At 65.8% G+C, this 13995-nt stretch carries 12 protein-coding genes; 10 read left to right on the forward strand and 2 right to left on the reverse strand.

Annotated features, from left to right (window positions below):
- Nucleotide 1: 1 nt before the first annotated feature.
- Genes ACWDV4_RS24000 through ACWDV4_RS24010 form a run of 3 tightly spaced genes read left to right on the forward strand, consistent with a single transcriptional unit; the run spans nucleotide 2 to nucleotide 6446 of the window.
- Complete coding sequence (locus ACWDV4_RS24000; protein WP_449982605.1) at nucleotides 2-3493, forward strand: DEAD/DEAH box helicase family protein; 3492 nt, start codon at nucleotides 2-4, stop codon at nucleotides 3491-3493.
- Nucleotides 3490-4941: a restriction endonuclease subunit S gene (locus ACWDV4_RS24005; RefSeq protein WP_449982608.1), complete on the forward strand. Its 1452-nt coding sequence runs from the start codon at nucleotides 3490-3492 to the stop codon at nucleotides 4939-4941. The genes ACWDV4_RS24000 and ACWDV4_RS24005 overlap by 4 nt, the downstream gene beginning before the upstream one ends.
- Nucleotides 4938-6446 (forward strand): N-6 DNA methylase, encoded by a 1509-nt coding sequence (locus ACWDV4_RS24010; RefSeq protein WP_449982610.1) that lies wholly within the window; start codon nucleotides 4938-4940, stop codon nucleotides 6444-6446. The genes ACWDV4_RS24005 and ACWDV4_RS24010 overlap by 4 nt, the downstream gene beginning before the upstream one ends.
- An 81-nt stretch (nucleotides 6447-6527) precedes the next feature.
- Here ACWDV4_RS24010 and ACWDV4_RS24015 read toward each other — a convergent pair whose 3' ends face one another.
- The gene (locus ACWDV4_RS24015; RefSeq protein ID WP_449982612.1) at nucleotides 6528-7031 is read right to left on the reverse strand and encodes a hypothetical protein; all 504 of its coding nucleotides are present in this window, start codon (nucleotides 7029-7031) and stop codon (nucleotides 6528-6530) included.
- Nucleotides 7032-7413: 382 nt separating this feature from the next.
- Between ACWDV4_RS24015 and ACWDV4_RS24020 the strand changes: the two genes are divergently transcribed.
- The 3 genes from ACWDV4_RS24020 to ACWDV4_RS24030 all read left to right on the forward strand — a co-directional run bounded on the left by ACWDV4_RS24020 (nucleotide 7414) and on the right by ACWDV4_RS24030 (nucleotide 10982).
- Nucleotides 7414-7806, forward strand: a complete 393-nt coding sequence (locus tag ACWDV4_RS24020; protein ID WP_449982615.1) for a hypothetical protein — start codon at nucleotides 7414-7416, stop codon at nucleotides 7804-7806.
- Between the two features lie 2 nt (nucleotides 7807-7808).
- Nucleotides 7809-9422 (forward strand): hypothetical protein, encoded by a 1614-nt coding sequence (locus ACWDV4_RS24025; protein ID WP_449982617.1) that lies wholly within the window; start codon nucleotides 7809-7811, stop codon nucleotides 9420-9422.
- Nucleotides 9423-9542: 120 nt separating this feature from the next.
- The gene (locus ACWDV4_RS24030; protein ID WP_449982674.1) at nucleotides 9543-10982 is read left to right on the forward strand and encodes an aldehyde dehydrogenase family protein; all 1440 of its coding nucleotides are present in this window, start codon (nucleotides 9543-9545) and stop codon (nucleotides 10980-10982) included.
- 37 nt (nucleotides 10983-11019) lie between these two features.
- Here ACWDV4_RS24030 and ACWDV4_RS24035 read toward each other — a convergent pair whose 3' ends face one another.
- Nucleotides 11020-11421, reverse strand: coding sequence for a ChaB family protein (locus tag ACWDV4_RS24035; protein ID WP_449982676.1), 402 nt, complete (start codon nucleotides 11419-11421; stop codon nucleotides 11020-11022).
- Nucleotides 11422-11578: 157 nt separating this feature from the next.
- On the opposite strand from ACWDV4_RS24035, the gene ACWDV4_RS24040 reads away from it, so the two are divergent.
- The 4 genes from ACWDV4_RS24040 to ACWDV4_RS24055 all read left to right on the forward strand — a co-directional run bounded on the left by ACWDV4_RS24040 (nucleotide 11579) and on the right by ACWDV4_RS24055 (nucleotide 13958).
- Nucleotides 11579-12568, forward strand: a complete 990-nt coding sequence (locus tag ACWDV4_RS24040; protein ID WP_449982620.1) for a YihY/virulence factor BrkB family protein — start codon at nucleotides 11579-11581, stop codon at nucleotides 12566-12568.
- A gap of 60 nt (nucleotides 12569-12628) precedes the next feature.
- Nucleotides 12629-13039 carry a DUF2795 domain-containing protein gene (locus ACWDV4_RS24045; protein ID WP_449982623.1) on the forward strand — a complete coding sequence of 137 codons (411 nt, stop codon included), beginning with the start codon at nucleotides 12629-12631 and terminating at the stop codon, nucleotides 13037-13039.
- Nucleotides 13040-13118: 79 nt separating this feature from the next.
- On the forward strand, nucleotides 13119-13577 hold the full coding sequence (locus tag ACWDV4_RS24050) for an SRPBCC family protein (protein WP_449982626.1): 459 nt from the start codon (nucleotides 13119-13121) through the stop codon (nucleotides 13575-13577).
- A gap of 123 nt (nucleotides 13578-13700) precedes the next feature.
- The gene (locus tag ACWDV4_RS24055) at nucleotides 13701-13958 is read left to right on the forward strand and encodes a hypothetical protein (protein WP_449982629.1); all 258 of its coding nucleotides are present in this window, start codon (nucleotides 13701-13703) and stop codon (nucleotides 13956-13958) included.
- Nucleotides 13959-13995: the final 37 nt, after the last annotated feature.

The following is a 13995-nucleotide window of genomic DNA, read 5'->3' on the forward strand; positions in this document are numbered from 1 at the left end:
CGTGGATCCTCGGCAGGTACGACGTTTGGCGGAGCAGTCCGCCAACTTCGGTTTCTTGATCCAGCACCCGTTACTCGTCTGGTATGGCGCTGGCGCGGAACTACTGGTCTATGTGGATGCTCAATCGGCGCTGTTCAAAACGCGGACATTCGGTGACGAGCTCGCCAAGGACCTCATCCGGCGCACGAGCGCCAACCCGAGCGGCAACACCTTCTTCCACCGCGTCCAGACCCTCTACGCCGACGGCACGCTGACCCCGAACATCTATGCCGCCTTCAACCGGCTACGCGATGTGGGCAACCGGGCCGTACACGATCATCTGGGCGAGATCCGGGCGGCGCTCGAATCGTTGCGCACCTGCTTCGAGCTGGGAGTCTGGTTCCATCGAGCGCTCACCGGCGACCAGAAACCGATCGGTTTCGTGCCGCCGACGCCGCCAGCGCAGCAGGTGCCACAAAGCATCGTTGACGCCCTCCAGGCCGAAATTCGGCAATACAAGCAGGAGCTCGCCGACAACAAACTACTGCTGGCCGGCAAGGCATCCCTCGCCCAGGCGCAGGCCGAAGCGTCCGCGGCTGCGGAACGAGCCGTACTCGACTCGGCCGCCCGGCGGGACACCACCGCGGAGCTGGTCGCCATCCTGGAACCCGAGGTGGAGGCGACCCATCGGGAGCTGAACAACCAGAAGCCGGCCAAGGTCTCGGCAAAATCGCGGGAGGAGTTCATTGCCCGCGCCCGCCGCGCCTCGCACGGGCCGCTCAACGAGTGGCAGACCCGCGAGGAGATCGACCGCCAGTTGGTGGCCGCCGGCTGGGTGGTCCAGGACGAAAACCAGCTCAACCTGTACGCCGGGACGGGCGTCGCCGTACGGGAGGTGACCCTGGCGACCGGGCGAGCCGACTACCTGCTCTACATCAACCAGCGGCTGGTCGGCATCATCGAGGCGAAGCGGACCGGCACCGCCCCGCGCGGTGTCGAGGCCCAACTCGACCGTTACCTCAAGGGGCTGACGGCGGAGCAACGGTTCGCGGCCTGGCGGCGGGCTGCTCCCCTGCCCTTCGGCTACGTCGCGACGGGAGTGGAGACGGCGTTCGTCAACCGACTCGACCCGGTGCCGCGTACCCGGGAGGTCTTTGCCTTCCACCGACCGGAGACGCTGGCCCGGTGGATGCGGGAGGCCGACGAGGATCCAGCTGCCCCGACGCTGCGCGCCCGACTGCGGCAGATGCCGGAGCTCGACGAGACCGGCCTGCGTCGGGCGCAGATCGAGGCGGTCCGGGGTCTGGAAAAGTCGCTGGCCGAGGACCGGCCGCGCTCGCTGATCCAGATGGCGACCGGCGCGGGCAAGACCTTCGCCGCCGTCACCGCCAACTATCGGCTGCTCAAACACGCCCGCGCCAACCGGATCCTGTTCCTGGTCGACCGCAACAACCTCGGTAAGCAGGCGCTCCGCGAATACGCGGGCTACCAGACGCCGGACGACGGCCGGAAGTTCACCGAGCTCTACAACGTGGATCGGCTGGCCGGGGCGGGCATGCTCGACTCGTCGTCGGTGGTCATCTCCACGATCCAGCGGCTCTATGCCGCGCTACGCGGTCAGGAGCTGCCCGATGTCGACGTGGACGACCGGGCGTACGACGACTACGAGCTGGATGAGGCGGCGCTGGTCAGCTACAACCCGCAGATCCCGCCGGAGACGTTCGACCTGATCGTGGTCGACGAGTGCCACCGGTCGATCTACGGCAAGTGGCGGGCGGTGATCGAATACTTCGACGCGTTCGTGGTGGGGCTCACCGCCACTCCGGTGAAGCAGACGCTGGGCTTCTTCCAGCAGAACCTGGTCTCGGAATACACCTATGAGCAGGCCATTGCCGACGGGGTGAACGTCAACTTCGACGTCTACCGGATCAAGACGCAGACCACCGAATCCGGGGCCACGATCGAGGCCGGCACGGTCGTACCGCGACGCGATCGCCGTACCCGGGCCGAGCGCTACCAGGAGCTGGAGGACGACTTCACGTACGCCGGCAGCCAGCTCGGCCGATCGGTGATCTCCAAGGGCCAGCTCAAGCTGGTGTTGGAAACCTTCCGGGACCGGCTCTTCAGCGAGATCTTCCCGGGCCGTTCGGCGGTGCCCAAAACGCTGATCTTCGCGTGCGACGACAACCACGCCGAAGAGATCGTCAAGATGGCGCGATCGGTGTTCGCTCGCGGCAACGACTTCGCCGCGAAGATCACCTACGCCTCGCGGCGGGACGGCGACAACCCGGACAGCCTGCTGCAAGCCTTCCGCAACAGTCCGGAGCTGCGGATCGCCGTCACCGTCGACATGATCGCCACCGGCACCGACGTCAAGCCGCTGGAGTGCGTCTTCTTCCTGCGGCCGGTGCGCAGCGCCACCTACTTCGAGCAGATGAAGGGCCGGGGTGCCCGCACCATCGACAGCGCCGACTTCCAGGCGGTCACCCCGGATGCGCAGGTCAAGGACCGATTCGTCATCGTGGACGCGGTCGGGGTCACCGAGGCGGATTTGGACGAGGCTGTCCCGCTGCAACGACACAGCGAACGGCAGATCTCCCTGCGGGACCTGCTCCGCAAGGCCGGTATGGTGACCGCCTCCCCGGACGAGGTCGCCACGCTCGCCTCCCGGTTGTCCCGGCTCAACCAGCAGCTCACCGACACGGAACGCGCCGAGTTGACCGAGGTCGCCGGGCAGCCGTTGAACGAGATCGTGCGCGGGCTGGTCGAGGCGGTCTCGCCCGAGAAGCTGAACCCGGCGAAGGAAGCCGGGCCGGAGGCCGTACGCAAGCTGGTGGCCGGTGCGCTCCGGCCCCTGGCCGAGAAACCCGAGCTGCGTGAGCGCATTCTGGAAATCCGGCGCGCCCACGACATCACCTACGACGAGGTGAACGCCGACACCCTGCTGTCGGCTGCCGGCGTACCGCCCGAGGAGCGTGCCCAGGTCACGGTGACGAGCTGGCACGACTATCTCGACCAGCACCGTGACGAGATCACCGCGTTGCAGGTCTTCTATGAGGGCAAGGGCCGGATCGGCTACGACCAGCTCAAGGAGCTGGCCGCCCGGATCGCCCGACCGCCGCAGGCCTGGACACCCGAATCGCTCTGGAAGGCGTACGTCCTGCTTGGTCGTACGTCGGAAATGCCCGGAAGTCGCGGGGTCACCGACCTGATCAGCCTCATCCGGTACGAGTTGGGCGTCGATCAGGAGCTACGTCCATATAGGAGTATGGTCGACGAACGCTTCCATGGGTGGCTGCTGCAACAGGAGCAGGCGGGTGCCACGTTCACGGCCGACCAGGTCTGGTGGCTGGAGAGGATCAAGGACGTGATCGCGGTCAGCGTCGAGATCACCCCCGACGACCTGGACGGCGCACCCTTCACCGAACGCGGCGGCATCGACGGGTACGCCCACACCTTCGGCAACCGCGCCGAACCCCTCCTCACCGAGTTGAACCAGGAGCTTTCCGCGTGACCGATCTTCCCCCCGGCTGGGTTATCGCACCCTTGGGTGAACTCGTTGATGTGCTCGACAATATGCGCGTTCCGGTAAGTGCTAAAGAACGGGCCAGCCGAACGGGCCACGTGCCCTACTATGGCGCCACCGGACAGGTAGGCTATATCGATTCGCACATCTTCGACGAAGATCTCGTACTACTGGGCGAGGACGGAGTTCAATTCTTCGACCCCAATAAGCCCAAGGCCTACACCATCTCTGGACCCGCTTGGGTCAACAACCACGCCCACGTGCTCCGAGCCCAACCAAGCATCGGCCGCCAATACCTCTACCACTATCTCAACCATTTCAACTATCGCGGCTATGCAAACGGAACAACACGACTCAAGCTAACGCAAGCAGCGATGGTTAAGATTCCAATACTGCTACCCCCACTCGCCGAGCAGCGCCGCATCGTCGCCACCCTCGAAGACCACCTCTCCCGCCTCGATGCCGCAGTCGCCCTTGTGGTGACTAGCGCAAAACGCACTTCGACACTCCGGAAGTCATGTATTGATAGCGCCGCTAGAGGCACACTGACCCATTCTCTCACTGCAGTCGACCCACTCGGGTGCCTGTCAGAGGTGGAGGGCAAAGATGAGACAAGGTTCAGCTACTCGGCATTGCCCGCCCTTCCAAGCGGTTGGAAGTGGCGCACAGCAAAGGAGGTTTGCAGCTCAATTGTTTGCGGCAGCACACCTCCCGCCCAGTTAATGCACCCAGGCAAAGGTGACATCCCTTTTCTGAAGGTGTACAACATCACGAGCAACGGCACCATCGATTTCTCCATTCGCCCCACCTTCGTCGATCGCTCCACCCATAATGGCGCACTACGCCGCTCCCGAGTTGAACCGGGAGACGTTCTAACAAATATCGTAGGCCCACCCCTTGGCAAGACTGCCGTTGTGCCCAACTCCCACGGGGAGTGGAACATAAACCAAGCAATCGTCTCATTCAGGGCAGGCCCTAGTATCACCCCCGCTTGGCTAGCGTTAACACTACAATCTCCACTAATTCTGGGGCTACTGCAAAAGACAGCACGAGCCACAGCCGGCCAATTCAACATCGCCCTGTCCACATGTCGCGAACTCCCCCTTCCCGTACCGCCGATAACCGAACAAAAAAAGATTACGGCCACCTTGGATAGACTGCTCTCACATATTGCAGCCGCTGGAATCCTTTCCAGCCACCTCGCTACTGCGGAACAGTTGCGCAATTCCGTCTTGCGAGAGGCGTTTGCGGGGCGGTTGGTGGCGCAGGATCCGAATGATGAGCCGGCGTCGGAGTTGTTGGCGCGGATCAGGGCCGAGCGGGCGGCCAGCATCCCGAAGCAGCGCACGCGCGCGAGTCGTACCCGGAAAGAGCTGCCGGCACCGCCGACCAGGGTGACCGGCGACAACTACCAGCAGGGAGAGTTGCCGCTGTGAGCAACGTGGATTCGCGACGGCTCGTGCAGAAGCTGTGGAACTACTGCGACGTGCTCCGCGACGACGGGGTGTCCACTATCGACTATGTCGAGCAGCTGACCTTCCTGCTGTTCCTCAAGATGGCCCATGAGCGGGCCAACCGGTCGTTCAAGCCGGAGCAGATCGTGCCCGAGGAGTTGGGCTGGCAGACCCTGCTGGACGCCGAGGGTGAGGCGCTGGAGGCGCAGTACCGGCGGATTCTCACCGAGTTGGCCCGGCAGGACGACACCCTCGGCACTATCTTCCGCAAGGCGCAGAACAAGATCCAGGACCCGGCGAAGCTGAAGCGGCTGATCGTCGACCTGATCGACAAGGAGCAGTGGTCGCAGGCCGGGGTCGACGTCAAGGGTGACGCCTATGAGGAACTGCTGGCCAAGGGGGCCGAGGACGCCAAGTCGGGGGCCGGGCAATACTTCACCCCGCGTGCGTTGACCACGGCGATGGTCGACTGCATGCTGCCGACGCCGGACGACACGATCACCGACCCGGCCTGCGGCACCGGGGGTTTTCTGCTCGCCGCGTACGACCATATCCAGCGCCACCACGGCGACGCGCTCACACCAGACCAGCGGCAGCGGCTGGCCCGGGGGGCGATCACCGGCACCGAACTGGTCGACGGTACGGCCCGGCTGGCGGCGATGAACATGCTGCTGCACGGCATCGGCCTGCCCAACGGCAAGTCGCTGATCGCGGTGGAGGACGCGTTGGGCAAGAAGCCGGCGCGACGGATGAGCCTGGTGCTGGCCAACCCGCCGTTTGGGCGCAGCTCGTCGGTCCGGATGGTCAGCGAGAGCGGCAAGGCCACCCGCGAGGACCGGGAGATCGAACGCGACGACTTCTGGGCCACCACCGCCAACAAGCAGCTCAACTTCGTACAGCACATCGCCTCGCTGCTGGAGATCGACGGCCGGGCGGCGGTGGTCCTGCCGGACAACGTGCTCTTCGAGGGCGGTGCCGGCGAGGTGATTCGCCGCCGGCTGCTCAAGCAGTACGACCTGCACACCATGTTGCGCCTGCCCACCGGCATCTTCTATGCCGGCGGGGTCAAGGCCAACGTGCTGTTCTTCGAACGGAAGCAGGCCCGCGAGGAGCCCTGGACCAGCAAGCTCTGGGTGTACGACTTCCGCACCAACCAGCACTTCACGTTGAAGCAGAATCCGCTACGTCGCGAGCACCTACAGGACTTCGTCGACTGCTATCTGCCTGGCAAGGATCGCAGTGAGCGGGTCGAGACCGAGCGGTTCCGGGCGTTCGACTATGACGAGCTGATCGCCCGGGACAAGGTGAACCTGGACATCACCTGGCTCAAGGACGCCTCCCTGGAGGACGCTGACGCGCTGCTGCCGCCGGAGGTGATCGCTCAGGAGATCGTGGAAGACCTGGAGGCCGCGTTGCGCGAGTTCGCCGCGATCGCCGAGGCGCTTTCCTCCCGTACGTCTGCCGAGAGCGAGGCCCCGTCGGCATAGCTGGCGCTGGCTGCGCAGTTGTTCGTCGTACCGCGACGGGCCTGGCTCTCGGCCGGACCCGTCGCGGGCATGGTGACCCAGTCAGCAGCCGCAGGTGTAGTAGAGGATGTCCCAGTGGGTGCTCTCTCTGGTGTAGAGGTTGCCCGCCCGGGACTTGTACTGGTGGCCGAATCCGGCGATGTGGCCGAGGTAGGTGTAGTGGTTGGCAACGTGGTTCTGCACGCAGGCGGTCAACCTGACGTCCACTTTGTAGCCGTTCGAGTGGCTGTAGCCGGTGCCCGCGTGACCGGTTTCGGTGCCGCCCGTGATGGTGATGGCACACCCGCTGACCTGCTTGAACGTAATGATGCCAGTAATCGTGGCGGGCCGGATGCCCTCAAACGACGTACAGGTGGGCACATCCCGATCGCTACAACCTCCACTGGAGGCCCATGAGATGCCTGCGGCCTGAAGCCGGGCGGTGGCCTCGGTATGACTGATCGCGTGCGCCGGGCTGGCGTCGACGAGGATCGCGAGCGACGCCGGCACTGCCGCACCGAGCGTGGCGAGAGCCCGAGGGCTGAAGATACGACGAATCAACGACATGGGACCTCCGAATCCCGCTCCGGGTAGATGCTTTGACGCGTATTGGCCGGCCTCGGGAGAGGTCCACGGCACACTTCGACCCATCGCGACAGATAGCTGACGAGGGTTACCACCGCCCCTCGAACGAGGAGCACTTCGCGCGATCAACACGTTACCGTCGGCTAGTTCCCGCTGTCATCGCAATGGCCACGAACCTCGCGGCTCCTGACGATGAAACGCGGCCAGGCTCAGCGCGAAACCAGACAGAAAGGCATTCACCCACTGAATCTGTCAAATCACAGGCAGATGGGAATCCTTCTACGTAATAGCAGTTAACGTCGCAGCACAAATATCGCCAGCCGTCGTACTACCCGAGCAGGGCCAGGTACGCTACCGTGCCAGCGTGGAGTCAGTCCAAACGCGACAAGCGCGCACCCCGGATCCCGAAACCGGCGTGCAGCAGGACGTTTCACCGCGGCCGATGCCACAGGATGGCGAGAGTATCTCGCTGAGCTTGCCGGAGCTACGCAAGGCCATTGCGGAGTCGGATGGAGTCACCAACAAGCTCACCGACGCGCGCGGTGCCTGGGCTGGCGAGACCAACGATCCAGAGCAGGCGCTGGGCCTACGCGAGGCGAACCAGGCCTACCAGCGCATGCAGGATGCGTGGTTCGACGAAATCGGCGTCTACATGGAAGCTCTTGCGCTGGTGAACGACGGCCTGGAGCGAGCCGCCAACACCTACGACGAGACCGAGCAGTCGGGGACACGGGCTCTTGGGCAGGAGTTGTTGTAGCCGTGGCGACCGAGGCCCAAATCAAGGAAATCATCAAGATCATTGAGGCTCAGTCCGAAGAGCTGAAATCCGCCAAACCGAACCTGACCACCGGGCGGAATGCCATGCTGACCGCCATCTACAACGTTGTAGGTGTGCTGGTCACCCCGCCGGGCCGCCCCAATCAACTGGAGGATCTCGCGAAGCCCTTCGGCCGGCTTGGCAAGCAGGTCGAAGATCTCGTGGATAACGTTGAGCGAATCGCCCGGAAGCGGCTGCCCGAATTGTGGGAGAGCTCGGCCGGGTTGTCAGCTCGCGAGGTCGTCAGTGCCACAGGCAAGCTCATGGACCGGACCCAACCGGCGATGAGGATGGCCGCGAAAGCCTTGCGCGAACACGCCGATACGGTCAGGGATATCCGGCGTGACCATGAGGACCGTAACGAGCGGCTCCGAGCCGTATACAACGAGATAGCAGCAGCCACTGACCGGGAAGAGCTGCCAAATCTGGCGAAACGGGCACTCAACCTGTTCAACCTCAACCAGCAGGTATACCAGCGCAGCCTGAAGGCCGCCGACAAGCTCATCAAGGAACTTGAGGAAGTGCAACGGCGCGCCGTCGCACAACGGTTCGAAAACATGGGTGCGGCGAACGCGGTGCTGCTGGCGATCGCCACCAAGGGCGGCAAGTTCAAGACAATTCTCACCGAGGCGGAGGCCAAGAAGGCAGCCGATCTACGAAAGAACCTGTCCCCCGAGGAGAATGCGCGCCTCAGCGCCCTGCTGTCCGCCGCACCCACGCCGGAGCATCAGGCCTACCTGCTCAAGGCGTTTGCCAATGGCCACAGCCTGGACGCGGTGGGGAAGTTCGCCGAGCAGATCAAGAACAAGAGCCCAGAGTGGCTCGCCAACCAGCCGAACCTCATCACTCCGGTCGTCAAGCCGACCTCCACCGACGAGAACAACAACAACCAGAACGCCAACGACCCGAACGCCACCAACCAGAACGCCAACGACCAGGGCCAGCAAGCTCAGCAACCCGGTCAGACCCCCGGTGGCTCCACAGACCCGGCAAGCTCTCAGCCTGGTGGCTCCAACCCCTCGGACGCGAACAACACCGGTAAGAGCGGCAACGAAACCGGTCAGGATGGCAGCGCCACCGGCAACAACACCAGCCAGAACGGCAACACCACAGACCAGTCGCAGACGCCGACCGACGGCTCGACCGGGGGAATCAGCGCCAAGGCCAACCCGTACTGGGCGGACATGGCAACCGAGAACCCCGAAGGCATGGCCGACGGGCTCAACAAGCACTCATCCGAACTCGGCACGTCGTACGGGGCGCGCGAGGTCGACCGCAGCGACAGTGAGTCGGTGAAGACCGCCCTCAAGGATTCGGTGGACGCGGTCGACAAGGGGCACAGCGTTCCGGTGCGCATCGGCGAGGGCGATTCCCAGGAGTGGATGCTGCTGATCGGGCGCGACGGCGACGAACTCATCTTCGACAACCCGGACGGCAAGGTCGTACGGGTCAAGGAGGACGACTTCCTCAACGGCTGCATGGGCGACGACAAAAAGTCGGCCGTCTCCAGCGTCGTACTGCCGAAGGCGACCTCCACGGCGGCCGCCTCGGCGTAAAGTTCGCGCCGGTTCGCGCCGCCTGGCCCCCGGACCATCCGCCGGTTCGCGCCTCGCGAGCACCCCACCCACCGGGCGGAAAGGTGTTTGTTCCGGCCAGACCGGGGCATCCAGCGCCGCATGTACGAGGTACGACAGCTCATCGGCGGTGCGTGGGGGGCCGACGGGGACGCGGGCCAGTTCGTGGTGGTCGACCCCGCTGACGACTCCCCGGTCAGCCGCGTCCCGATAGCCAGTGAGGCGGCCGTGGCGGCAGCAGTCAAGGCCGCCCGTACGGTTGCCCCGAGTTGGGCCGGTACGGCGGCGGCCGAGCGCGGCGCGATCCTGCATCGGGCGGCGAACGCCGTGGAGGCGGCGATCGACCAGCTCGCCACGGTGCAGACCGCCGAGATGGGGCGGCCGATCGGGGCAGCTCGGGCCAGCGTCGAGGCCGCCGTCGGGACCCTGCGACAGTACGCCGAGTTGGGGCCACTACACCGGGGCCGGGCCCTGGCCGGTGCTCCGGAGGCGATCGACCTGATAGCCGTACAGCCTCGGGGTGTGGTGGCGGTGATCACGCCGTGGAACGATCCGGTGGCGGTCTCCTGTGGCCTGCTCGGCGCGGCCCTGGCCACCGGCAACGTCGTCGTCTACAAGCCCAGCGAACGCGCCCCCGCCACCGGTTGGCTGCTGGCCCGACTACTGGACGAGCACCTGCCACCCGGCGTGCTGACCCTGCTCACCGGGGACGGCCAGGTGGGGGCGCGACTCGCCGCGCAGGAGGTGGACGTGGTGGCCCACGTCGGTTCCACCACCACCGGCCGGGCCATCGCCGCCGCCTGCGTCGGCACGTACGCCAAGGCGGTGCTGGAGAACGGCGGCAGTGACCCGATGATCGTGGATGCCGACGTCGACCCGGAGTGGGCGGCGGAACAGGCCGCATTGGGGGCGTTCGCCAACTCCGGCCAGCTCTGCGTCTCGGTCGAGCGGATCTACGTACATCGGGCGGTGGCCGAGCCGTTCCTCGACGCGCTGGTGCGGCGGGCCGAGGCGATGCGGATGGGATCGGGCCGGGATCCGGCCACCGACCTCGGGCCGCTGGTCGACCGGCGGCACCGGGAACACGTGGCCGCCCAGGTCCAGGCGGCGGTGGCCGATGGCGCGCAGCTGCGTTGCGGCGGGACAATTCAGGACGGGCCCGGGGCGTTCTACCCGGCCACAGTGCTCGCCGACTGCTGCGACGGGATGGCGGTGATGCGGGAGGAGACGTTCGGCCCGGTCGCCCCGGTGCTGACCGTGGACTCGTTCGACGAGGCACTGTCCCGGGCGGCCCGGTCGACATACGGGCTGGCGGCGACCGTACTGACCGGCTCGATGAGCAACGCACAGCGGGCCTGGCGGGAGTTGCCGGTGGGGACGGTGAAAATCAACGCGGTCTTCGGTGGGGCACCCGGTGGTGCCGCGCACCCGCGCCGAGGCAGCGGCCAGGGCTTCGGGTACGGCCCGGAGCTGCTCGACGAACTGACCGTCGCGAAGGTGGTGCACCTCGGTGCCCCGGGCGGCCCGGTCGGGCGCTGGTGAGTAGCGCCCGACCGGCTTTGGGGCGTACCCCATGGGTCTAGCGGCCGCGCGCCTTCGCGGTGGCCCTGGTGTTGGCCTTTTCTATCGCACTGACCAGCTCGGACTTGTTCATCCGGGAGCGTCCCTTGACATCCAGTTTCTTGGCGACGTCCATCAGATGGTCCTTGCTGGCGTTGGCGTCCACCCCGCCTGCGGTGGGGGTACGCCGGGCCGGACCACCGCCGGCCGCCTGGGCGTCGCTGGGCCCCTTACGTCCCTTCGGCTCCCAATGGTCGCCAACCTTCTCGAACGAGTGCTTCAACGACGCGAAGGCAGTCCGGTGCGACCGTTCACCCTCGCCGTAGGTTTCGACGGCCGAGTCGTGCGTCTTGACCCAGGTGTCCTGGGCCTTCTTCGGGGAGCGCTGCACGGTGCTCGGTAGTGACTCGCGACCAGGCATGCTCATCTCCTCCGTTTCCATGCCGACTCCATCGGTCCTGTCTTGACCCGTTCCCTCAGCCGCCACCGGCAAACCGCTAGCAGGGTGTTTGTCCGGTTCATCCCTGGGGTACGGCGTTGTCGCGGGTCACACCCCCGCCTGGGCGAGGGGAGCGGAAATGGCACACGAGGCGGGTCCCAGCACGGCGGGTGATGCCTGGCGGCAGCACCTTCCGCGTCGGTTACGGCAGTTGCGCTGGTCCACCTGGCGTGGCGTGCTGGTGCGCAGCGTCAAGAGTTTCTCGGACGACAACTGCGCCGACTGGGCCGCCGCGCTCACCTACTACGGCGTACTGGCGCTGTTTCCCTCCGCCATCGTGATCGTGGCGCTGGTCGGTCTGGTCTCCAACGGGGAACAGACGATCGACACCATCGTCGACCTGGGCCGGGACGTCGGCGCCGGTTCGGTGGTGGCGAGTGAGGGCTTCACCAGCGCCATCAAAGAGGTGGTCACCCAGCAGAGTTCCGCCAAGGTGCTGCTCAGCTTCGGTCTCATCGGTGCCCTCTGGTCCGCCTCCGGATTCGTCGGGGCGTTCACCCGGGCCTCCAACGCGATCTACGGCATCAAGGAGGGGCGTCCGTTCTACAAGTTGCGCCCGCTGCAACTCGGCATGACCGCCGTTGGCCTGATCCTGATGGCGGTGGTGGCCACCCTGCTGATCGTCAGCGGGCCGGTCACCGACGCGGTCGGCGATGCGCTCTCCCTCGGCGACGCGCCCCGGACGGCCTGGACGATTGCCAAGTGGCCGCTACTGGTAGCCATCATGATGCTGCTGCTCTCGCTGCTGTTCTGGATCGCGCCCAACGTCCGGCAGCCCCGGTTCCGCTGGCTCACCATCGGCGGTCTGGTGGCCCTGATCTCCTGGGGAGTCGTCTCGTACGGCTTCGGCCTGTACGTGGCGAACTTCGCCTCCTACGACGTGACCTACGGCAGTCTCGCCGCCATCATCGTCTTCCTGGTCTGGCTCTATCTGTCCTGCTGTGCCCTGTTGTTGGGCGTCGAAATCAACGCCGAGTTGCAACGGGGACGGGCCATTCAGGCCGGTGTCGAAGACCCGGAGGAACCGGTGCTACAGCCGAAGGAGGCGAAGGAGCCGCCCGCGTCCTGAATCGGGCGGGTCGGACCGGAGAGGTGTTTACCCGGACTACCGGAGGGTAGGGCAATAGACATGGAACGGGGTAACAGCAAGCACGGACCGCGGCTCGATGACGAGATGAGCCGGGAGGTCAGCGGCACGGTGCAGGGCACCACCGGCTCGCGAGCCGAGGAGTGGCGCCAGTCCGAACCGGCCGGCGAGGACCAACCGGATGCAACCAGCGTCATCAACACCGAGACCCGCAGCGGTGCCCCGTGGGGCATGACTCCGCTGGAGGTCGAGCAGCGCAGCCGGCTGGGGCGGTTCATCAGCCTCTCCGCGTTGCCTGGAGACCGGGAGAGCCTGTGGCGTAACGCGCAGGAGAACGAGGCTCCCGAGGATCTCCTCGCCGACCTTGCCCGCCTGCCCTCAGGCGTCGAGTACCAGACGGTTTCCGAGGTGTGGGCCGCGCTGGGCCACGAGAACGAGACCCAGCGCTGGTAGGGACACCGCCACGGGGGGTAACAACCAACCGAGGCCGGTCCGATCACCCCGGTCGGACTGGCGGACGAAGGAGGAACCAATGAGTGGGGTAACCGAATCTGTGGACGTTGCGGTGCCGGTGCGTACCGCGTACGACCAGTGGACCCAGTTCGAGGAGTTCCCCCAGTTCATGGAGGGGGTCGAGCAGGTTCAGCAGATCTCCGACACCATGACGCACTGGAAGGTGGAGATCGCTGGCGTCAGGCGTGAGTTCGACGCGCGGATCACCGAGCAGATCCCTGATGAGCGGGTGGCTTGGAAGTCCACCGACGGCACGAACAACGCCGGGGTGGTCACCTTTCACCGGCTCGACGACAACCACACCCGCGTCACCGTGCAGATGGAGATGGAACCGCACGGCATGGCAGAGAAGGCCGGCGAGAAGCTCGGCATGGTGGACCGTCGAGCCAAGGCCGACCTCAAGCGGTTCAAGGAGTTCATCGAGGGTCGCGGCGTCGAGACCGGAGCCTGGCGCGGCAAGGTCGAGCAGCATCACTGACGGCAGTTCGACGATCCGACAGCACGACCGGATCCGACAGCACGACCGGTGGCCGGTGGAGACTTCCTCCACCGGCCACCGTCGGCTTGTTTGCCAAGATTCCGTCCGGGTACCGCAACGGACATGACCAACAACGATGGCGCGGTGTGGCGCGACGAGGAACGACTCCCACTCAGCGAACTGGAACGCGCGATGGCGAGCCCGGCAGCCGACGGTGAGGTCGACGACTTCACCGGCAACGATGCCGGGGCGGAGTCCGCATTCGGTCATGGGCCGGAAGCCGCCGACGAACGACCGGATCGGACCGGCAAGGGGCGAGAGATGACCGACGACCAGCGGGCGTACCGACCTTCCACCACGGGCCGCACCGGCCCGCACTGACGACGACCAGGGTGCTACGGCCGGCCACCCCCGGTGT

The sequence above is a fragment of the Micromonospora sp. NPDC003197 genome (assembly GCF_053590565.1).

Excerpts from the sequence above, each read along its gene's own strand:
- ACWDV4_RS24040 (WP_449982620.1), top strand. The coding sequence starts at position 11,579 with ATGGCACACGAGGCGGGTCCCAGCACGGCGGGTGATGCCTGGCGGCAG.
- ACWDV4_RS24055 (WP_449982629.1), top strand. The coding sequence starts at position 13,701 with ATGACCAACAACGATGGCGCGGTGTGGCGCGACGAGGAACGACTCCCA.
- ACWDV4_RS24045 (WP_449982623.1), top strand. The coding sequence starts at position 12,629 with ATGGAACGGGGTAACAGCAAGCACGGACCGCGGCTCGATGACGAGATG.
- ACWDV4_RS24015 (WP_449982612.1), bottom strand. The coding sequence starts at position 7,031 with ATGTCGTTGATTCGTCGTATCTTCAGCCCTCGGGCTCTCGCCACGCTC.
- ACWDV4_RS24050 (WP_449982626.1), top strand. The coding sequence starts at position 13,119 with ATGAGTGGGGTAACCGAATCTGTGGACGTTGCGGTGCCGGTGCGTACC.
- ACWDV4_RS24030 (WP_449982674.1), top strand. The coding sequence starts at position 9,543 with ATGTACGAGGTACGACAGCTCATCGGCGGTGCGTGGGGGGCCGACGGG.
- ACWDV4_RS24035 (WP_449982676.1), bottom strand. The coding sequence starts at position 11,421 with ATGCCTGGTCGCGAGTCACTACCGAGCACCGTGCAGCGCTCCCCGAAG.